This window comes from Prevotella brunnea (assembly GCF_008016795.1).
In the GTDB taxonomy this organism is placed as follows: domain Bacteria; phylum Bacteroidota; class Bacteroidia; order Bacteroidales; family Bacteroidaceae; genus Prevotella; species Prevotella brunnea.
The window spans coordinates 18,905-40,904 of sequence record NZ_SDIK01000024.1 but is presented as its reverse complement, the minus strand read 5'-3'; the positions used below and the strand labels follow the sequence as shown (position 1 = coordinate 40,904).

Annotated in this window: 15 protein-coding genes; 7 read left to right on the top strand and 8 right to left on the bottom strand. The window is 46.1% G+C overall.

Annotated elements, in window-relative coordinates:
* Positions 1-33: 33 nt before the first annotated feature.
* Together queF and ETF27_RS04005 are read right to left on the bottom strand one after the other, a co-directional pair.
* Positions 34-486 carry a preQ(1) synthase gene (gene queF, locus ETF27_RS04010; RefSeq protein ID WP_130829583.1) on the bottom strand — a complete coding sequence of 151 codons (453 nt, stop codon included), beginning with the start codon at positions 484-486 and terminating at the stop codon, positions 34-36.
* A gap of 40 nt (positions 487-526) precedes the next feature.
* On the bottom strand, positions 527-1,219 hold the full coding sequence (locus tag ETF27_RS04005) for a queuosine precursor transporter (protein ID WP_130829582.1): 693 nt from the start codon (positions 1,217-1,219) through the stop codon (positions 527-529).
* A 178-nt stretch (positions 1,220-1,397) separates the two neighbouring features.
* Here ETF27_RS04005 and ETF27_RS04000 point away from each other — a divergent pair, with 178 nt between their 5' ends.
* A complete protein-coding gene (locus tag ETF27_RS04000; RefSeq protein WP_130829581.1) occupies positions 1,398-2,240 on the top strand; it encodes a TlpA family protein disulfide reductase in 843 nt (280 codons plus the stop codon).
* A gap of 179 nt (positions 2,241-2,419) precedes the next feature.
* Here the strand turns inward: ETF27_RS04000 and ETF27_RS03995 are convergent, their stop codons facing one another.
* The 3 genes from ETF27_RS03995 to ETF27_RS03985 are packed head-to-tail and all read right to left on the bottom strand — an operon-like array spanning position 2,420 to position 6,390.
* Entirely contained in the window at positions 2,420-3,430 is a 1,011-nt protein-coding gene (locus tag ETF27_RS03995; RefSeq protein WP_240048122.1) for a Ppx/GppA phosphatase family protein, read from the bottom strand.
* Entirely contained in the window at positions 3,427-5,496 is a 2,070-nt protein-coding gene (locus ETF27_RS03990; RefSeq protein WP_130829580.1) for an RNA degradosome polyphosphate kinase, read from the bottom strand. Before ETF27_RS03990 ends, ETF27_RS03995 begins: the two co-directional genes overlap by 4 nt.
* A gap of 30 nt (positions 5,497-5,526) precedes the next feature.
* Complete coding sequence (locus ETF27_RS03985; RefSeq protein ID WP_130829579.1) at positions 5,527-6,390, bottom strand: leucine-rich repeat domain-containing protein; 864 nt, start codon at positions 6,388-6,390, stop codon at positions 5,527-5,529.
* Between the two features lie 630 nt (positions 6,391-7,020).
* Between ETF27_RS03985 and ETF27_RS03980 the strand changes: the two genes are divergently transcribed.
* Positions 7,021-8,058, top strand: coding sequence for a porin (locus ETF27_RS03980; protein WP_130829578.1), 1,038 nt, complete (start codon positions 7,021-7,023; stop codon positions 8,056-8,058).
* Positions 8,059-8,176: 118 nt separating this feature from the next.
* Here ETF27_RS03980 and ETF27_RS03975 read toward each other — a convergent pair whose 3' ends face one another.
* Positions 8,177-8,584, bottom strand: a complete 408-nt coding sequence (locus ETF27_RS03975) for an Hsp20/alpha crystallin family protein (protein ID WP_130829577.1) — start codon at positions 8,582-8,584, stop codon at positions 8,177-8,179.
* 373 nt (positions 8,585-8,957) lie between these two features.
* On the opposite strand from ETF27_RS03975, the gene ETF27_RS03970 reads away from it, so the two are divergent.
* Together ETF27_RS03970 and ETF27_RS03965 are read left to right on the top strand one after the other, a co-directional pair.
* On the top strand, positions 8,958-12,719 hold the full coding sequence (locus tag ETF27_RS03970) for a DUF4922 domain-containing protein (protein WP_130829576.1): 3,762 nt from the start codon (positions 8,958-8,960) through the stop codon (positions 12,717-12,719).
* Between the two features lie 3 nt (positions 12,720-12,722).
* A complete protein-coding gene (locus tag ETF27_RS03965) occupies positions 12,723-14,018 on the top strand; it encodes an MFS transporter (protein WP_130829575.1) in 1,296 nt (431 codons plus the stop codon).
* Between the two features lie 89 nt (positions 14,019-14,107).
* Here the strand turns inward: ETF27_RS03965 and mfd are convergent, their stop codons facing one another.
* A complete protein-coding gene (mfd, locus tag ETF27_RS03960) occupies positions 14,108-17,566 on the bottom strand; it encodes a transcription-repair coupling factor (protein ID WP_130829574.1) in 3,459 nt (1,152 codons plus the stop codon).
* Positions 17,567-18,340: 774 nt separating this feature from the next.
* On the opposite strand from mfd, the gene ETF27_RS03950 reads away from it, so the two are divergent.
* The 3 genes from ETF27_RS03950 (at position 18,341) to ETF27_RS03940 (ending at position 21,343) form a co-directional block, all read left to right on the top strand.
* Complete coding sequence (locus ETF27_RS03950; RefSeq protein WP_008449768.1) at positions 18,341-19,570, top strand: site-specific integrase; 1,230 nt, start codon at positions 18,341-18,343, stop codon at positions 19,568-19,570.
* Positions 19,571-19,634: 64 nt separating this feature from the next.
* Positions 19,635-20,930: a site-specific integrase gene (locus ETF27_RS03945; protein ID WP_008449741.1), complete on the top strand. Its 1,296-nt coding sequence runs from the start codon at positions 19,635-19,637 to the stop codon at positions 20,928-20,930.
* The gene (locus tag ETF27_RS03940; protein WP_009012960.1) at positions 20,927-21,343 is read left to right on the top strand and encodes a hypothetical protein; all 417 of its coding nucleotides are present in this window, start codon (positions 20,927-20,929) and stop codon (positions 21,341-21,343) included. The genes ETF27_RS03945 and ETF27_RS03940 overlap by 4 nt, the downstream gene beginning before the upstream one ends.
* A 174-nt stretch (positions 21,344-21,517) precedes the next feature.
* Here the strand turns inward: ETF27_RS03940 and ETF27_RS03935 are convergent, their stop codons facing one another.
* The gene (locus ETF27_RS03935; protein WP_008449756.1) at positions 21,518-21,997 is read right to left on the bottom strand and encodes a hypothetical protein; all 480 of its coding nucleotides are present in this window, start codon (positions 21,995-21,997) and stop codon (positions 21,518-21,520) included.
* Positions 21,998-22,000: the final 3 nt, after the last annotated feature.

Genomic DNA, 22,000 nt, shown 5'->3' with positions numbered 1-22,000 from the left:
CTTCGTTTTGGAACTTGCAGAGTCTCTTGAAAATTAGCGATTCATTAACCTTTTCTCCGCCATTCTTTCGTATTTCGTGCCGGGTTGCCCATAATTGGCGTAGGGATAGATGCTGATACCACCACGCGGGGTGAAGATACCGGTTACTTCAATGTATTTGGGAGCCATCAACTTGATGAGATCTTTCATGATGATGTTCACGCAGTCTTCATGAAAGTCGCCGTGATTGCGGAAACTGAAAAGATAGAGTTTCAAACTTTTGCTCTCCACCATCCTTACGTTTGGGATGTAGGCGATGCGGATTTCCGCGAAGTCGGGTTGCCCCGTAATCGGACAAAGACTTGTAAACTCGGGGCAGTTGAACTGTACCCAATAATCATTCTCCTGATGTTTGTTCTCAAATGCTTCAAGCACTTCCGGGGCGTAGTCCGTGCGATATGCGGTTTTGCCTCCCAATTGGCGAAGCCCCTCGTCTTTTCTTTCCATATATTGATAAATGTTGTTTTATGCAGGAAGATGTCGCTTTTCAACCAAGGCTGAATATTTTCCAAATGCTGTAGTTGATACCGTTGTCGTAAGTGTCTTCGCCTTCGTGCTCCTTGAGCTTCTTCACTATTCGGATTGTCAGCGGAAGGGCGATGATCTCGTAGAGGGTTTTCAGCAGCACCTGCCACAACATGAGCTTTGGAAGTTCTTCTGTGGGAACAACGCCACCCAATGCCAAGGGGAAGAATATGATTGAGTCGCACGTCTCTCCGGCTATGGTACTCAAGATGGCGCGGAGTGAGAAGCGTTTCCCACCGTGGCGAATCTTCATTTTGCTCATTACGTAAGCATTGGCAAACGAACCGATGATGAAAGCTGCGAAAGACGCTGCCGCAACGCGTGGAGCCAAACCAAAGACGGCATGGAATCCCTCTTCGTTAGTCCAATAGGGCGCACCCGGTATCCAGTCGCACAAGGCTCCCATGGCAACAAAAAAGAAATTCATGGCGAAGCCGGTCCAAATCAGTAGGCGGGCTTTGCGAAATCCCCACACCTCGCACACACAGTCGTTGATGATGTAGGAAATGGGAAAGACGATGAGACCGCCTGTCAAACTGATGCCTAATACCGAAATTTGCTTGGTTTCAAGGATGTTTGCCGCTATGAGGCAAACGCAGAATAGGATGCTGAAAAGCATGAACAGCACACTCACTTGTTGTTTTTTCTGTGTCATTTTCTTGTTTTGTTAAAGAGGGTTTTGCAAGTACCCCTATGAATAAAGTGAGGCAAAGGTACAAAAAAATCTTAAATAATAGTGCTTTTATCAATCAATTCCTTATTTTTGCATCTAAAAAGCTATCTTTGCGGACGCGAGATAGTCGAAACGTAACATTCAAATAAAACAGATAAGTATGAAAAAGATTTTCTTAGCCGCGATATTGGTGGCACAAGTATTTGTGGCAAACGCACAATCTGCAGACACAAAGCCGTATGAGGAAAAAATGAATAAGATTGAGTCCGAGTTCAATGATTTGCAAACGGCATACAAAGCACTCAGCAAAAAAGATCCGAAAACATTCACCGATGCTGAAAAACAGCAGCTGCAGGCTATCATGACCAAAGCCGACTCGCTTACTGAGGTACAGTTGGCTGCCACATTGGAAATCATGCGGAAGTTCAAGGCTACCTCTTTCCCTGCAAAATATGTGGCTGATGCCATGTACGATATGAGTTACGAGGAATTGAAAGAAGCTCTTGATCCGACAAGCGGTTACTATAACGATGAAGTGCTGAAGCAGGCTAAGTCGCAACTTGCCTCTTTGGAACTTAGAAGACCCGGATTGATGTTCACAGACCTCACCATGAATGATATGAATGACAAGACCGTGAAGCTGAGTCAATGGGTAGGAAAGGGCAACTATGTGCTTGTGGACTTTTGGGCAAGTTGGTGTGGACCCTGTCGTCAGGAAATGCCGAACGTTGTGGCAGCTTATGAGAAATATCACGCTAAGGGTTTCGACGTAGTCGGTGTTAGTTTCGACAATAAAAAAGACAAATGGACGGCGGGTGTAGAGAAGTTAGGTATGAAATGGCATCAGATGTCCGACTTGAAAGGTTGGCAAAGCGCGGCTTCAGCGGCTTACGGCATTCGTTCCATCCCTTCTAACGTGCTGTTAGACCCTCAGGGGAAAATTGTAGCAAGCGATTTGCGAGGTGAGGATTTGCAAAATAAGTTGGCAGAAATCTATAAATAACCGACTTTTCTCCTACATCTATATTATGATAATGTATGTGGTGGGAGAACAACACGATCGAAAAAATAGAAAAAAGATGCAAAAGTCCCGATAAGTTTCTATACCTATCGGGGCTTTTCCATGTCTAACGCGCTTTCTGTTTGCGAGTATTGCTCGGCTTTCAATCTGTGTCAATTGTGTTATTCCATTGCTTCATCCTCATTGCCAATAACGAGTTGATTCATTGTTTGTTGTGTCTGTTCGTAGTTGTATTGCCCCTTTCTCTCCCGGTACAGACCATCTACGATGCTATCGGCGAGCGAGATGTTTGGAACGGTAATCTTGTCGCATTGCAAGGCATCTGCAATTGTGAGGAATACCTCTGAAGCAGGAATGATAACATCAGCGCGATCGTCTTTCAAACCATATTGCTGCTTGCGTTCTTCAATGTTCAGTGCTGTCAGTTTTTCATAAATATCTCGCAGGTCGCTCACTTTCATTATCTTGGTATCTTCTTCGCCGCGAGTGAGTTTGTAGAGTTTGTTGATGTTGCCTCCCGAACCGATGATAGTTGTGTGAGGATGTTCCTGCATATAATTGGTAAGCATGCTTATCATCTCATGCTTCGTTTCCCTTGTTACTTGTCCGCTGAGTAGGCGAAGTGTTCCCATATCGAACGAGCGGCTCTGCAACAGCTCGCCGTTATGGAGCAGAGAAATCTCCGTGCTTCCTCCACCCACATCCACGTAGGCATAGTTTCCGTTGTTATAATTCGGGTTCTCCACGATGTTGTTGAAGAGTAGTTTCGCTTCCTCTTCCCCTCGAATAATCTCAAGTTTAATTCCGGTTTTCTTTTCAAGGTTTTTCATCACCTTTTTGCCATTGTCGGCATCTCGCATTGCCGCCGTTGCACACGCGCGGAACTCTTCCACCTTGTTCAAGCGCATGAAATGCTTGAAACCCTTCAGCATGTGAAGCATCATGTTGTAGCGTTCCTTCGATATTTTTCCTAGTGTGAACACGTCCTTACCTAAACGTAGTGGTACACGAATGAACATCACGCGTTTTATGCGCTCAAATTCCGGCGCGTTGTCATCGAAGTGTTTTATCAGCAAGCGTGCCCCATTCGACCCGATGTCTATCGCTGCCAAATTGTGCGGCTTGTGGTCGTCTGTATAAATTTCGGTTTTCGCTATTCTTTGTCTCATCATTTGTAGTCTTTTTGTTCAGTTTCCGCGCAATAAGTCTTGTACAACTCTTCTTGTGAGCGGAAAGGTTGTTCGCCCTCTGTGGGCTTTTGTATTTCGTTTGTTCCGAATCCATCCACGATTCTGGCATTGGTGGTGTCGCGCAATCCGTATTCTATGGTGCGACGCAAGTCCTTTCTTATCTCTTCATCGAATACCGGCGACATTACTTCGATGCGATTAATTAGGTTGCGTGGCATCCAATCCGCGGAACCGATGTAATATTTTGGGTTGCCTCCATTGCAAAAGATGAGGATGCGCGAGTGTTCCAAATAGCGGTCGATGATACCCACGGCTCGAATGTTCTCGCTCAGTCCCGGTATGCCGGGGACTATGGAGCAGTTGCCTCGAATGACGATGTCGATTTTTACCCCCGCTCGTGATGCCTCATAAAGTTTGTTCACGATGTCGGTGTCGGTAATGTGATTGATTTTCATCTTCAGCCATGCTTCTTTACCTTCCCGCGCGTTCTTTATTTCTGTGTTCAGCAGTCTTATTATCCGGTTTTTCATGGAGTTGGGCGATACCATTAGCTCTCTGAAGCGCATTTGTGAGAATGGCTTGTCTATGAAGTCGAATACGCGTTGCACCTCATTGACGATTCTTGGTCGTGCCGTCATCATCAGATAGTCCGTGTAGCATTTGGCGTTTCCCTCATGAAAATTTCCGGTTCCCACGCAGGCAATATTCCCATGCTTGGTGGTGATGTGCAATAGTTTGGAGTGGATTTTCAGTCCCTCGATACCAAAGATGACGTTCACGCCCTCTTCCTGCATCCTCTTGCTCCACTTGATGTTGCTTTCCTCGTCGAATCGCGCCAACAGTTCCACTACCGCTGTTACCTTTTTCCCATTCCTTGCTGCGCAGATAAGTGCTTTCACCACTTTGCTATCTTTTGCCAATCGGTAAAGCGTGGTTTTGATTTCCTTTACTTCCGGTCGCAAGGCCGCTTCGCGGAGCAATCGGATGTAGGCGTTGAAGGAATGGTAAGGCACGTGGATGAAACGGTCTTTTTCTCGAATAAGTGTCAGCAGGCTGTCATCGGACATGAATTCGGGTTTCATGATGGGTTTCCATTTCGGATAGCTCAATTCGCTGTGTCCACAGTTGGGGAAAGCCATCAAGTCCTTGTGATTTTGGTATCTGCCTGCACCCAAGAGGGTGTCCAATTCTTTTGCGTTGAGTCGTTCCATGACCTTTTTGCGAAGTTCTTTGGGCATCTCTCGGTCATACACTACGCGGATGGGCTCTCCTCGTTTCCTGCTATCTACGCCCAGCGCGATGCGTTCCATGAGTCCGTAGTCAGCTTCATTGTCCACTTCCATCTCTGCATCTTTGGTGAATTTAAAGGAGTAAGCTTCGTAGTCGCTTTCTTCCGAACCGATGAAAACCAATGGGAGACAAAACCGGATGACGTCGTCCAAATACATGATGTTATCGTATCCGTCGGATTCGGGTACGCGGATGAATCGTCCATAGACACGATCGGGTATCTTGATAATGGCATATTTCACTTTGTTCGTTACGCGTCCGGTTTTCTTTACGGCAAGATAGATGCGGTTGTCTTCCAGTACTGAGAAATCGTCTATTGCGTTGAACCAAAGTGGATTGGTAGATCCGTTCAGCTTATCGTAGTAGAGTTGTTTCAAGAACGTTTTTTGTTCTTCGTTAAGTTGCGTTTCATTGATGATGCGAATGTTGTGCTCTTCCAGTTCTTCATTTACCTCGTCGGTGGCTTGTCCGTACTCGATGTTAAATTCTTCGTTGAGTCTTGTTATGGTCTTGATGGTGTGTTTTATTTTCTGTGCCGTTTCATGGCTTACGTTTCCCGACTCTATTATGCGGTTGAGCGATGCCATTCTTACACGAAAGAATTCATCGAGGTTGTTGGAATAGATACCTAAGAAAGAGAGTCTTTCAAGTAAAGGTACCTCTTTCTTGCGAGCTTCTTGCAGGATTCTGTGATTGAAATACATCCAACTCACATCCCTTTCCACATAATTAATTATCTTTTTCTTGGATTTAGTCATTTTCTCTATAATTAAGTAGAGGGTAAATATTTATTCATTCGTGAACTTTTCCATTACGATATCATCGTTTTCTTCTGATAGGTGCAATTGTTTGATGACCTTCTCTCTGAAGCCTTTGGGCACATAAATCCTATGCAGTCGCTCTGTGTCTGCGAAGGTGCGCGGGCTGAGGTTTCTGATGTTTCCTTTCAGGGTTACCGTCTTCAGCTTGTCGCATTCCGCAAAGGCATAGTTCTCTATGGTTTCCACCGTGGAGGGGATGATTACTTCTTCCAAAGCATCACAATCCGAGAATGCGTCGCTGCCAATGACTTTTACGCCTTCCGGTATTTCTACCTTGGTCAGCTTGCGTCTGCGCGTGAAAGCAAGGTCGCGTATCTCTTCAACGGTTTTGGGAATGATTGCCAAAGAGGCATCCGTCAGATAAGAATAGAGCGTCTTTCTGTCGGATGAGAGCAGCATTTTGTTATCGATAACAAACTTATCCGACTCTGAAACAATGGTATCGGAGGATAAATCAACGAAAGGATTGTTGCCCAGTAGGTTTACCGATTTGGGAATGACGAGCTTCTTCAGTGAAATACATCGACTGAAAGCCTCGCTGCCAATCTCAACCACCGATGATGGGATTACCACCTCTTCTAAATATGCGCATCCCCAAAAGGCATTGTCGTCAATTACCTGAACGCCATCGGCTATCACATAGCGACCTTCCAACGCCTTTGATGCCGTCAGCAAGTGTTTCTTCTTTTTGGAATAATAAACACCGGCTTCATCTTTGTACGCGCCTTTGATTTGTTTCAACGCCAAATTTAGCACTAAATTCTCGAATTTGTTTTCTCGTTCAGCACTTTTTTTGAGAATATCATTAATCTTTTTCTTCTCCTCTTTCATACCTGCTTAGTTTGTTTGTGCAAAATTACTAAGAATTCGGCTAATTTAGCTTGTCTATTCTGTTACAATACTACTACAATTCTGTTACAAAATTGTAATAATATCGTAAATCGGTCATTAAAGAATTGTTTGCTTATTTTCATTGGTTTCTAATCATCAATTTTGGCAAGCCATTTCTCTTGTCTATTTTCAGCATGCGGAATGAGAAATTATGCGTGCATATTCAGCAGTCAATCATCGAGCCGGAAGGCATATTGATGGAGTGAAAAATATGCCCCATGAACATCATTGATAATCAGATACTTACAACATGCTTTTCAAAAGCTTAGCTTTTGCACTTTAAAAGCTTACCTTTTGCCCTCCAAAAGCTTAGCTTTTAACAAGCAATATCTTAGCTTTCGCGAAGCGATGGCTGTCGATATTGCTATCGTGTGAAAACCTTGTCGTAATTATTCCTTAAAAACCGATAAGGGATTATCGTAAAAACCCGAATGACACACTTCATGTAAGGCAACCGATTTCTCACCGGAGAGGTTAGCTTGTGTAAATTGAAATATATTTTTAATAAGAATGTTACGTGTATTTAACAATTGATATGTAATTTTGCGCCAAAATAAAAATATACCGGTTATGCACAATTATTTGGTGAGTATCGCGGTGGCTGTCGCTTTGATTGCGACACCTGTTCATGCTCAAGAAGAGAACGATATTGATCGGGCGGTTCATGTTCACGGAACAGTTCGCGGTAAGTACGAATATCAACCACAAGACAAGAAAGGAAGATTTCAGGTGCGCACGGCGCGAGTCAGTCTTGACGGAAAAGTGAACCACTGGGTGAGCTACAAAGCTGAGATAGACCTTTCCGATGAGGGAAAGATTAAGATGTTGGACGCTTATACACGACTGACACCCATAAGCAAATTCGACTTCACCATCGGACAGATGCGCGTTCCGTTTACCATCGATGCCCATCGCTCTCCTCATCAACAATATTTCGCCAATCGCTCCTTCATTGCCAAACAAGTAGGTAATGTCCGCGATGTGGGCGCGACGCTGGGTTATACGTTCAACGTGGGATTTCCCATCCGTTTGGAAGCAGGAGCTTTCAATGGGTCCGGACTCACCAATCAGAAAGATTATTGGACAAACAGTGTGAACTATTCCGCCAAGGCGCAAATCTTTTTTCCGCACGGTTTTAATCTCACGTTGAGTACGCAGAAGATAAAGCCCGACCATATATCCGTGATGATGTATGATGTAGGCACTTATTATCACGGGCACAATTGGCATGTGGAATTGGAATATCTTTATAAACACTATGATGCTGGGGCTTTCCATCCCGTTCATGCGGTGGATGCCTTTGTAAATTATGACATTAAGTTACGCAATAAGTTCTTCGTCAAGGTGTCGCCACTGCTTCGTTATGATTTCATGAACGACCATAGCGATGGCATTCGTTATCTTGATGGGAAGGAAAACGAAGCGGGCGAAATGCGCATTACCGACTACAAGCGGTCGCGTGTTACGGGAGGGGTAACACTCAGTCTCGACAAACCTTTCATCTCGGATATCCGACTGAATTATGAAAAGTATTTTTATGGGAAAGACGGCATACCGAAACCATCGGAAAAAGACAAGTTTGTGATCGAATTCATGACGCGTTTCTGACTCTAATCGGCAGGAACGAAACCCATTCTTCAGCCATAGGCAATCTCATGCAGTATGAAAAAGCCCCGAACGTCATAACGTCCGAGGCTTAACCTAACAACTACACTTATCTGACTGATTAGCCCACTTCAATCTGGCGAGCAATCTTCTTAATGTTCTGCTCCAGCTTCGGTAAGGTGATAACCAAAACACCATCGTTCATCTTCGCTCCAATCTTCTCCTTGTTCACATCATCCGGCAATATAAGCGTTTGCTCGTATTTGCTGTAGGAGAACTCGCGACGAAGATAATGGGCTTTCTGCTCGTTCACATCCTCTTTCTTTTCCATCTTAATGGTCAAATCACCATCGTTATTGATGTTTATTTCAAAATCATCCTTGCACAACCCCGGTGCCGCTAATTCCACTTTATAATCCTTATCAGACTCCAAAACGTTGATGGCAGGGGCAGTAGCATTTGCCTTGGGCATGTTGTTGTTGTAAAAGAAGTCGTTGAATACTTCCGGTAACCATGAGTTTCTATACATAATCTTTATCTCCTATTCTTTAAAGGGTTGTCTAATGTTTTCACTCACTATAAAGACAAGTTGCATACCAAATGATATTTCATGTCAGTTTGTCAGAAATTTATGACTTTTTGGCGCATCTCTTCCCTTCGATGGCTTCTTTAAGGCGAATCTATTCCCCTTAAAAGAGGTAAAGAATGGAAGATAAAAGAGGGAATAAGCGGATATGTTTGCAAACATATCAATCTCTCCCCCTTTGTTGATGAGGGTGGTTACAATTGCTTTTCCACTCTAAAAACCCATAAATTTTTCGTTATTCTCACATTTCTATCCTATCTTTGCATAGACATTTCCTGACTCATCAGGAGTGCTTCTCATCAATGATTATAATCAAATGAACATAAAAAAGAAAATAGATTGCTTCCTTTCTTGCGAAGACCTGCGAACAGCGGAAAAATTAACGGAGCCGTTCCGATCGTGTAGTGCGGTTGAACAGGTTTATTTGCTTATTTCCGACGACATGGAAGCCACCATGAGACTTCCGGAAAACGTGAAAACCATTGCCACAGATTATTTCCTGTCTGCCAAGACAATGTGTGCCATGGCGCATCACGCTTCAGCCGAGTACGTGTTGTTCTGCATGAAGAGTTCACCGGTAATACCGGGACATCACGCTTTGGAGCGATTGCTGCAAGTGGCTTCGGCTACCGGTGCCAAAATGGTGTATGCCGACCGCTATTCGGTGGAAGATGGCAAGACGGTGAAGCACCCCACGATTGATTATCAGGCAGGTAGCGTTCGCGATGACTTCGACTTTGGATCGCTGGTCTTGATAGCCACCGATGGCTTGAAAGAATATGAGCGGTATATCGGCACGAACGATTATAAGTTTGCCGGGTGGTACGACCTGCGCCTGTTCCTAAGTAGGGCGGGGAAGATCTTCCATTTGAACGAATACCTTTACATAGAGGAAGAGAACGACCTGCGAGCGAGTGGTGAAAAACAGTTCGATTACGTAAACCCACGCAATCGAGATGTTCAGATAGAGATGGAAAAAGCCGTTACGAATCACCTCTCGGCGATGGGCGCCTTGATTGATACGGAGAAATACATCCAACCCGATTTTAAAGAGGATGGATTTGAAGTGGAAGCCTCTGTCGTTATTCCCGTTTTCAATCGTGAAAAAACCATTCATGATGCCGTGGAATCGGCACTGAAACAGCAGGTCGATTTCAAATACAACGTGATAGTGGTGGATAATCATTCCACGGACAGCACTACGGCTATCCTCTCCAAGATGGCAAGAACTGACGAAAGACTGATTCATCTTATTCCTCACAGGAATGATTTGGGTATCGGAGGATGTTGGAACTATGCCATTGACGATGCTCGTTGCGGACGATTTGCCGTGCAATTGGACAGCGATGATCTTTATTCTTCGAACGCCACGTTGCGGAAGATTGTTCATGCTTTTCGAGAACAAAAGGCAGCAATGATAATTGGTTCGTATCGTATGTGCGATTTTGAGTTGAATACCTTACCACCGGGACTGATCGACCATACGGAATGGACGGAGGCAAATGGGTGCAACAATGCCTTGCGCATCAACGGCTTGGGAGCTCCTCGCGCTTTCTACACCCCTTTGGCGCGAGAAGTAAGATTTCCAAACACAAGTTATGGTGAAGATTATGCCGTAGGCTTGGCTTTCAGTCGTCAGTATCGTATCGGGCGCATCTATGAGGAACTCTATTTGTGTCGCCGGTGGGGAGGTAACAGCGATGCGGCATTGAGCGTGGAGAAAATAAATTCCAACAATTTGTATAAAGATAGGATACGCACCATAGAGCTTCTTGCCCGCCAAGAACTGAACAAAGGTGGCGATGAGGAGAATGAGGAGGAGCTGAAGCCTTTTTTTTACAGCCAGTTGGATAAGTGGAACGACGCCAAAAAGCGATACGCTGATTTGAAATCTGTGCACACACGCACGCTGGGCGAACTGGAAACGCAGTTCAATCCGGCACGGATGGTGAGTACCGGGGCAAAGATAGACAAGATTGCCATTGCCACTCGTCCATGCTTCCTGTGCGATTCCAATCGTCCGGAAGAACAGATGGTGAAGTCTTTCAATGAGGAATTCGATATTCTTGTGAATCCTTTCCCCATTCTTCCCATACATTTTACCATTGCCTGCAAACAGCATCAGCCACAGCGGATTGCCGGACACTATGCCACTCTGCACCGATTGGCGAACGCCCATCCGGGGTGGATGTTCTTTTACAACGGACCCAAGTGTGGAGCGAGTGCTCCCGACCATCTTCATTTTCAGGGAGGCTCAAGCAACACCCTGCCTTTGCGGAGAATGTGGAACCGACTGAACGATAATGCTGAAGTGTTGTTGAGGCAGAACGAGCATGAGAGCATATCATTGATAAAAAACTTTGCTTACCCTGCCATAGTTATCAGAAGTCGTTCCGTTACCACCGATGAGCAAATGTTCCGAATGGTTTACGATGCTCTGCCTCTTTGCAATGGCGATGCCGAGCCGATGATGAACATCATCGTATGGAAAGATGGTGCCGATACGCTTTCCATTGTTTTCCCACGTCGCAAACATCGCCCGGACTGCTATTTTGCGTCCGGAGAAAAACAATATCTCATCAGCCCGGGAGCTTTGGATATGGGCGGTTTGCTTATTCTTCCCAGAAAAGAAGATTTTGATAGGATTACAGCAGAGCATTTAAAAGAAATCATGAGCGAAGTCGTACTATCACCCGGACAGATGGAAGAGGTCTGTGGGAAGATAAGAAAACACAATCAAAAATTGATGCGTGCTCGTTTTCCATATCGTGAACCTATTGTAAAGGTCGGCATTGTGAGTGGGGAAGAACTACATTTCACGCTCAACGGCACTTTTGAAGTAAATGGACGAGATAGTTCGGGCAAACAAATCGTGATATTGAAGGAAAGCGAAATCCTTTGGCATGGGCAGAAGTATCGTGAACTTTCTTTTGTAGCCAAAGCGGAGTCAGCGTCTATCACGCTCGAAGACGTAACTATTGGTGTAAACTTTCATTGGGAACGAAAGGAAGCTCAAACCTTTCAAGGGGATTTGCGCTTGGTGATAGCCAATGACAAGATATGCGCCATCAACGAATTACCCGTAGAAACCTATCTAACGAGTGTTATCTCCAGTGAGATGCGTGCCACTTCTTCGCTCGAGTTGCTCAAGGCGCACGCTGTAATATCGAGAAGTTGGCTTTTGGCACAGATAGAAAAAAGAAAGCGGATGGGGGAATGTAAGCGGACAGCTTTCTCCTTAATTAATAAGGACGATGAATTGATACGTTGGTATGACCGTGAAGACCACACCATTTTCGATGTTTGTGCCGATGATCATTGTCAACGTTATCAAGGAATTACCAAGTCTGCCAATCGACATGTGGCAGAAGCCATCCGCCGGACGTCCGGAGAGATACTTACTTACGATGGGAAAATTTGCGATGCTCGTTACAGTAAATGCTGTGGAGGAGCAACTGAGGAGTTTCAGTATTGTTGGGAGAATATCAAAAAGCCCTATTTGGTATCTCTTCCCGACACGATGCCCGACAATACGTTGGTTTCAGATTTGACCAATGAGGAAAACGCTCGTAAGTGGATCTTATCTTCCCCACAGGCTTTCTGCAACACTAAGGATGCGAGCATACTGCGCCAAGTGCTCAATGATTTTGATCAAGAAACTCAGGATTTCTATCGTTGGACGCAAGACTACGATCAACAAACATTGTCGGCGTTGATAGAGGAAAAGACAGGTATAAAATTTGGCAAGATAATAGACCTCATACCGCTTGAAAGAGGGGTGAGTGGGCGTATTTTTCGTTTGCGAATAGTGGGAACGGAACGCAGTCTTACCATAGGAAAAGAGCTTGAAATACGTCGCGTTTTGAGCAAATCGCATTTATACAGTTCGGCGTTTGTAGTAGAAAAAAGCGACTTCATTAATGGTGTCGCTCAAAAGTTCCATATTGTTGGTGCCGGTTGGGGACACGGCGTTGGACTTTGTCAGATTGGTGCTGCCGTGATGGGCGCGAAAGGTTATGAATACAAGGAAATACTGCTACACTATTATCGGGGGGCGAGCATAGAAAAAATATATTGAACGATGACTGATAACTGTAAAAGGCGCGATTGGCTATGGCTGTCCACGGTACATTTTACCCGCGGACTGCCCTATGTTATAGTCTTTTTGGTATCGTTGGTTTTTTATAATCGTATGGGGCAGTCGAATGGTACCATCACACTCAACACCTCGTGGTTTTTCGTTCCTTTCATTCTCCGCCCCCTTCTTGGACGCGTGGTGAACGGCTACTCTACAAGGCGTTCTTGGATATTGGCGATGGAACTGCTGATGGCTTTTTGCATGTTTGGTGTGGCGAGCAGCATCTCCTCCCGGCATTGGTCATTGCTCACTGCGGTGTTTTTTTTCATCATGGGATGTGGTGCGGTGGTGCATGATGTAGCGATAGCTCGGTTCTATAGACAGTATCTTAACTCGCGTCAGACGCGTATGCCCGGAGTCTTTGGTGCCTTTCTGCTCTTGTCGGTGGTTGTTGGTTTGGGCATCCCCACGATGATAGCCGGCAATTTGGAAGTGCTGAAACGGTCGGTAATCACTTCTTGGACGCTGACCTTTCGTTTCCTATCTCTCACGTTTCTTGTTTTGTTTCTTTATCATTTCTTTATGATTCCTCGCGTGAAAGATAAGCCCTCCATAGCCCTATGGAGTGGAATGACAAAGCGATGGTGGATGGAAACCAAGACCGCTTTTATGCAGTTGCCGGATTATATGGCTTTGCTTTGTTTTCTTTTGTTTTTCCTAATACCCGAGGGGATGTTCTTTCGCATCGCCCCCTTGTTTCTCATCGATCCGGGTAGCAATGGCGGACTTAGTCTGTCGCCACAGGAATTGGGCTTGACGCAAGGCACATTGGGGGCTTTTGCTTCTATCTTCGGATTGGCATTGGGCGTTAAATATGTACGGCGATATGGTTTAAGACGTTGTCTGTGGTCCATGACGGTTGCGCTCACGCTGCCTAAACTGCTGTTCATCTATCTTAGCCATAATTTCATCTCCACACTTTCCATCGTGAATGCTTGCGTTGTTGTGGAACAGTTTGGTTTTGGCTACGGCATTACGGCATATTTATTCCTGCTATTCTATTGTTCGCGTGGCAAATATTCCGTGTTCAAATTCTCCATGGCAAGTGCGTTGGCTGCTTTCTCTCTGATGTCGTCCGGTTGGTTTACGGGCATCCTACAAGAATATGTAGGCTATCGGAGATTCTTTGTTATTGTGGGCGTTGTTAATATTCTTCCGTTCCTTGTTGCCGCTTTCCTTAAGAAGTCGAAAGCCTTGGCAAACCAAAGCGACTCTTCACACATTTCCAGCAGCGATTGAACTGTTCGCACGGTTTATTAGTTGTGGGCAAAATATTTTGTTTGTCCGCTCGTTGAGAGATGTTATCAATTGTGTTCTGCTTTTTTGTCTTATCCTTTCTCTATCTCGCGCAGGACGAATACGCCTTCGCCGACCGATTTCACACCGCTGACAACCATGAACCGCTTTCCGTACTTTTCTTTCAGCGTGCAGCGGCGGGCGTTGCGACCGATGTAGTCGAGGCATCGGCCGAAGGCGCGGCTCTTGTAGTAGGCACTGTCGGGGTTGGAGACGAATTGTAGTTGGAGGGTGCTTTGCTTGAGCATGATTTTCTCGCAGCCTAATCGTCTGCCGATGCGACGGAGGGCCACGACTTGCATCAGCTCCTCGCCTTGACGGGGGACGGGGCCGAAGCGGTCTTCCAATCGTTTGCGGTAGGCATCGAGTTCCTCGTCGCGCTCAATATTGTCCAGCTCCCGGTAGAGGAGCATCCGCTCGCTGCTGCCGGGAACGTAGGTGTCGGGGAAATACATTTCCAGGTCGCTTTCTATGGCGCAGTCGTCCACGAAGTCGTCGCCCGTTATCTCTTTTCCTTCGGCCATCTCTTCGGCATAAAGGTCTTGGAACTCATCGTTTCTCAATTCGGTCACAGCTTGCGAGAGGATTTTCTGATAGGTTTCGTAGCCCAGGTCTTCCATAAATCCGCTTTGCTCTGCGCCGAGCAGGTTGCCCGCACCGCGTATGTCGAGGTCCTGCATGGCGAGGCTGAAGCCACTTCCGAGGTCGGAGAAAGTCTCAAGAGCTTCCAGCCGGCGGCGCGCTTCGGGATTGAGGGCCGAGAGGGGTGGGGCGAGCAGATAGCAGAAGGCTTTTTTGTTCGAGCGTCCCACACGTCCGCGCATTTGGTGCAGGTCGGAAAGGCCGAAGCGGTGGGCGTCGTTGATGATGATGGTGTTGGCGTTTGAGATGTCGATGCCATTCTCGACGATGGTTGTTGAGAGCAGCACGTCGTAATCGTGGTTCATGAATCCCATGACGATCTCTTCTAATGCTTCCGGTCTCATCTGCCCATGTCCTATCCCCACTCTGCAATCTGGTACATACTTATTGATAAGTTTCTCTATTTCCAGGAGATTGGCGATGCGGTCGTTTACGAAGAACACTTGCCCATTGCGGCTCATCTCGAAGTTGATGGCATCGGCGATGACCTCATGTCCGAAGGTGTGTATCTCGGTCTGTATCGGATAGCGGTTGGGTGGAGGGGTGCGCATGATGCTCATGTCCCTTGCGCCCATCAGTGAGAATTGGAGCGTTCGGGGGATGGGTGTCGCCGACATGGTGAGCGTGTCGATGTTCGATTTCAGTTGGCGCAGTTTCTCTTTGGTCGATACGCCGAACTTCTGTTCCTCGTCGATGATGAGTAGCCCGATGTCTTTCCACTTTACGCTTTTGCCTATGAGCTTGTGTGTGCCTACGAGGATATCTATTTTCCCCTCTGCCAAGTCTGCCAAAACCTCTTTCGTCTGCTTCGCCGAACGGGCACGCGAGAGATAATCCACTCTTACCGGCATATCTTTCAGCCGCTTCTTGAACGTCTGGAAATGTTGAAAAGCAAGCACCGTTGTCGGCACGAGCACTGCCACCTGCTTGCCGTCGCAGGCAGCTTTGAAGGCCGCCCGCACTGCCACTTCTGTCTTTCCGAAGCCCACATCTCCGCAGATGAGACGGTCCATCGGGCGTGCGCTTTCCATGTCTTGCTTCGTCTCTTGCGTTGCTTTCAGCTGGTCGGGCGTGTCTTCGTAGAGGAAAGATGCTTCCAGCTCGTGCTGCATATAAGAGTCGGACGAGAAGGCAAACCCCTTGTCATGTCGGCGTTTGGCGTAGAGCTTGATAAGGTCGCGTGCAATATCCTTGATGCGTTTCTTGGTCTTTTCCTTGAGCCGCTCCCAAGCTCCTGAGCCAAGAACGGAAAGACGCGGCTGTTCTCCGCTGTCGGCGCGCCGGTATTTGCTGATTTTGTAGAGCGAGTGGATGGACACATCCACTATGTCGTTGTGCTGATAGACTAATCTTATCATCTCCTGATAGGAGTCTCCTGCCGGCACACGGACGAGTCCGGCAAACTTTCCGATGCCGAAATCCACATGAACGAGGAAGTCGCCCGGCTCCATCTCCTGCAATTCCTTCATCGTCAGTGCCATCTTGCCTTGCCTTGCCTTGTCTGATTTAAGGTTGTATTTGTGGAAACGGTCGAATATCTGATGGTCGGTGAAGCAACAAACTTTCAAAGAATTGTCGATAAACCCCTCGTGCAGCGTGCGACTGACGGGTGTGAAGGGAATGTGTTCTCTGCCTGTTTCGTTTCCTATATTATCGAAGATGTCGCGCAGTCGGGCAGTCTGTTTCTCGCTGTCGGCAAGGATGTAGAGCTTGTAGCCTTGCAGAAGATAGTCCTGCAAAGTCTTGGTGAGCAAGTCGAAGTTCTTGTGAAAGAGCGGCTGCGGGGTGATGTCGAAACTTATTGTTGCCTCTCCGCCCATGATGGAAGTATCCTCGGTGCGATGCGCGCCGAATTCTATTCGCCTGAAGTTTAGTGCGTCGCCGGTGAACTGATGAGCGGAAATGAGGAGGGAGATACTTTTCAATTGCTCTCTCAACTCTTTTTGTTCCATCTCTGTCTTATCTTCCATCTGCTCAATGACGGCTTGCGAGGCAAATCCCTCATGATAAATTCGCTCTATCGTTTCCCGAACAAACAAAAAGTCTTTCATCACAAGCAATGTCTCTTCCGGAAGAAACCGGGCGAAAGGGACTCTCTCTTCCGTGATAGAGGTAAGCTCAGGCACAATCTCCACTCGCTCTTTCTTACCGAGCGAGAGCTGGCTCTCTACCTCAAAAGTGCGAATCGTATCAATGTCGTTACCGAAGAAGTCGATGCGGAACGGCAGTTCGCTTGAATAAGAATAAACATCCAATATACTTCCTCTCACCGCAAACTGCCCGGGTTCGTACACGTAATCCACCTGCTCGAAACCATAAGCTCGCAAAGTTTTCTCTATTTCCGTTACATTTACAACCGCTCCAACGGATAAGGTCAGTGTCTTTTCATTCAGTCCTTGTTTGGCAACAACCAGTTCTGCCAAAGCCGCAGGCTCGGTAACAATGTACAGGGGAAAGTCTTGCCTGTCGAAATCGTTTCCCAAAGCCGACAATCGAGAAAGCACCTCTGTGCGCAGAATTTCGTTTCCGGCATCACGCTGTCCGTATTTCACAGCACGTCGATAAGACGACGGGAAGAACAGTACCTCTGCCGTCTGCCCCTTGCCGTCCTCTGGCATGGCAATCGTCTTGAGATCGTTGTAGAAATATCCCGCCTCGTCATTGTCGTTTAACACAAAAAGTATCGTTTTCAGCCATCTTTGTGCAACGGAGGCGAAAAACATCGGTGTAGCTGAGGCCACGAGTCCTTGCAGGAAAACCGTCTTTGCCGACTTGTCTTCCAGTACTTTGCACAACGCACCTACCTGTGGCAACAGTGCGTAGAGTTGTTGTAAATCTTGTATATTCATCGCAAATCGCTTGCGCTTGCAAAGGTACAATTTTTTTATGGAACAGAAAAGCCACAAGTAGTGTTCCCTGTCGCCTTCCTCATTACCGAATTCGAAAGTGTCGTTTCATCACGTTTCTCGTTCTACATCAAAGCAATCAATGAAAATCAATAAACCCCAATCAGTCATTAGAAACCACTTTAGTTCTTTTTTCTAATGACTACCATTAGAAATATTCAATTATATGGGTTTGTTATTCAGCTGTTTACTGACTAAAAACCATACGCAATGAACTTATATCACCACCTGCGCCTGTCCGAGACAAGACAAAAGACAAGCATATTCTTTGTTTAGTCGGGTCGTTGAAAACACAAAAATCCTTCCCCCAAGACATGAGAAAAGTTCGATAATGTCCTAAATTTTCTTCATTCATCTGTCTAAAGCTTACCTTTTGCTGTCCAAAAGGTAAGCTTTTGCAATGCAAAAGGTCATGAATTGGAGTGCAACTAATCAAAGAAAATGAAGTAAAATCGAAGTTGGTGTAAACTGACTGATAATAAGCAGGAAACGGAACAATTTGCATAAAACTGCCTCTTTCAAAAAGGGCAGCAATATGCAGATTTAGGCAGAAGTTCAGTTACCAGAACGTTACCCGATTCTAGCATAGGTAACGATGGAGTAATATTCGGTAACTGAATTATTTTCGCTCGTGTGGCTGTTGCTTCGGTCGGCAGTTTTCTGCGTAAGTGAGGAACGCTTTAATTCGGGTAACTTTGCCCACAGAAATTAAAGCGTATGAAACAAGGAAAAATGAAGGTGTTGCTCTACCTCAAAAAGAGCGGTCTTGACAAGTCGGGCAAAGCCCCGATTATGGGGCGGATAACCATCGACCGTTCCATTGCCCAGTTCAGTTGCAAACTCTCCTGCAATCCCGATTTGTGGAATCCCCGTGAGAGCCGAATGGACGGAAAGAGCCGTGAGGCGGTGGAAGTGAACAGCAGGTTGGAAAACCTGTTGCTGTCCGTTCAGTCTGCTTATCAGTCCCTGCTCTCCAAAGGATGCCCGTTTGACGCAACCGATGTGAAGGAGCAGTTTCAGGGCAGCGTGCAGACACGGTGCATGCTCATCGAAAGGCTGGACATACTCATCAAGGAAAAAGAAAACCATGTAGGTATAGACATCAAGGAAGGAGCCATACACGGCTACCACTCCACCCGGATACATTTACAGAAGTTTATTCAACGGAAGTACAAGGTTTCGGACTTGGCATTCTCGCAACTTACAGAGGATTTTATCCATGAGTTCCAGCAGTATTTCTTAGGTGAGTGTGGTTTTCAGGAAAGCACGTTCTATAATGTAGCCACGCATTTGAAGACGGTATGCAGATTGGCATACCGTGAGGGATTGGCAGACACGCTCCTTTTTGACAAGGTTAAGATATCAAAGGGCAACAAGAAACTCCCCAAGGCACTCGACAAGGAAGCGTTGGAAAAGCTGAAGGCTCTCTGCTTTGAGGATTTGGAGGAAGAAATGGAAACGGCAAGGGACATATTCCTCTTTGCCTGCTATGTTGGTGCAGCCTATTGCGACCTGATGGAACTGAGCAAGTCCCACCTTGTCCGTGATGATGAAGGCAAAATGTGGCTGAAATTCAACCGCCACAAGACAGGCGTACCCTGCCGTATCAAGTTATTGCCCGAAGCCATTAGGCTGATAGAGAGGTTTCACTGCGATGAAAGGGAAACACTGCTTCCCTATATCAAGTACAAGAGCTATCAGACCTGTCTGAAAGCCCTGCGGCTTCGTGCAGGCATATCGTTTCCATTTACCACTCATACCGCAAGGCACACCTTTGCAACACTCATCACGCTTGAACAGGGTGTGCCTATTGAAACGGTAAGCAAGATGCTGGGACATTCCAACATAAGCATGACGGAACGCTATGCCAAAGTAACTCCACTGAAACTTTTTGAGGAGTTCGACCTTTTCCTCTCTTTTACAGGTGATATGCAGCTGACTATCTAACGATAAAGTCTCATCATCTTATTTTTTTTCATCCAATCAATCAAAACATTAAAGCATCAAGACAATGAGAAGTACATTCAAGATAATGTTCTATATCAACAGACAGAAAATTAAGGCAGATGGCAATACCGCCATTCTATGCCGTATCACCATAGACGGAAAAAGCACAACCATTACCACGGGCGAAGAATGCAATCCCTCCGAGTGGAACACCAAGCAGGGCTTGACGACAGACAGGAAAACCAATCAAAGACTCCATGAGTTCAGGGAAATTGTGGAAAAGACCTATCAGGATATACTGACAAGGGACGGAGTGGTAAGTGCTGAACTTATCAAGAACCACCTGCAAGGCATAACAGAGAATCCGTCAACCCTCCTTGCCATGAGCAGGGCGGAGCTGCAAGCACTCAAGGAAAGCGTTGGAAAGTCAAGGGCGGAGGGAACTTATCTGAATCTGTCCCATTCTGACAAGAACCTCCGTGAGTTTGTGGAAGATAAAGGATTGCAGGACATATCCATTTCCACCATTACGGAGGACTTGTTTGAGGAATATCGCTTCTTTCTCAAAAAGCGCGGATTAAAGGGAACGACCATCAACAACTATCTCTGCTGGCTGAGCAGGCTGATGTTCCGTGCGGTCAGCAAGAGGATTATTCGCTGCAATCCTTTTGAGCATGCCAAGTATGAGAAAGAAGAAAAGAAGATACGCTTCCTGCAAAAGAGTGAAGTTGCTAAACTTGCGACAATGAAAATGAATGACAGCGAGGCGGAATTGGCAAGGCTGATGTTCGTCTTTTCCTGTCTTACGGGACTGGCAATCGCTGATATGGAAACTCTGCAATATGGGCATATCCAAACGGCAGCGGGCGGGAGGAAGTATATCCGAAAGGAACGTCAAAAGACAAAGGTGGAGTTCGTTGTGCCGCTGCATCCAATAGCGGAGGCCATTATCCGCCATTGTTGGGAAGAACAGGAGGGAAACGAAGAACTGCAGACGGTGAAAGAAAAAGGCGACAGCCTTGTCTTCCCCCGTAGTTGCAGCCGTAGCGTAATGGGCAAGAACCTGTGCATTGTGGGCAAGGCTTGCGGTATCAGAGAACGGTTGTCCTATCATATGGCAAGGCACACTTTCGGTACAATGAGTTTAAGTGCAGGAATACCCATTGAGAGCATTGCCAAGATGATGGGGCACGCCTCCATATCAAGCACGCAGATTTACGCGCAGGTGACGGACAGGAAGATTTCGGAGGATATGGACAGGCTCATTGCCAAGCAATCTGCAAAAGAGAAAGAAATTGCGGAGAGAGAGGCTTGTGAACCTTCGGATTTTGCAACCTGTAAAATGGAGGAAACGGCATGAAAGCAAGCAATAATTCAAAGAGCAAAAATAGCACGTACAATCATCGCAGTTACTTTGATTGGGGGAGTAATATGCAGGTTGTCCACAAGGGTAAAGGCGAGATTGCCATGACGGAGGGAGAACTTGCGAGGTTCTTCGGTGTGACGTGGAGAAAACTCAATCATAGGCTTCAAGCGATAATAAAATCTTCCAACTTGCATCCCGATGAAAGGGGTGCAGGCCAAGAAGAAGTTATCAATGGTAGAGAGTGTGTTGGTTATGCATCACTTTATCCGCTCTCAACAATCATTGCCCTGTCCTTTCTATTGGACAGCATGGAAGCGCATTTATTCAGAAAGTACATCAGTAGAAGATTGCAGACAGAGTCTGCCATTGTAACGCCAATCTTCCTGTTAGGCAATACCAAGAACTAATGAATATATTTCCTTTTTCTTTCACCGATTATATCTTACTACATTACTACAATAAGAGTTAAAGCGGTGAAAGAGAAAGGATTAACGTGTAGTTGGCTGCTCAAAATAATTGTACTACGCAGTAACTACATTTGCCTTTCTTCTTTCACTGCTTCATTACGGTTAAAAAGGGAATTATATGCTATTTGTTATTTGCTTGACTATCCTCTGGAGCACGCTTTCATTGCTTATAAGTATAGATGCCGTGCCCACCATTCCGCTGATAATTTTATACCTGCAATCCGTTATCCTTACCTGTGCCGTGAATACGCTGCCTTCTGCCGTTTGTCGGGGTGTATGCGATGTGGCTGTTATTACACCATTTGCAACTCCGTATGTTTCTGCATCGTAACCCTCAACTTCGATGTTCGCTGTCATTCCTCTTGCTATCGTATTCACGTATTTATAGGGAACGGTTATTGTGCCTTGATGGGCATTTGTCATCTGCACCTTTGCACTGATGGTTTCGGGATAAGGTATAAAATATGCGCCCACCAATAGTCCCAATATCACAATGGTGATTATCGTGATACCATAACGGACAATCCTTGACGGTATCTCGCCAATGATATGCCTTACTTTCTCGCTGCGGAGTTCTATCTCGTTGTCTGCCATAAT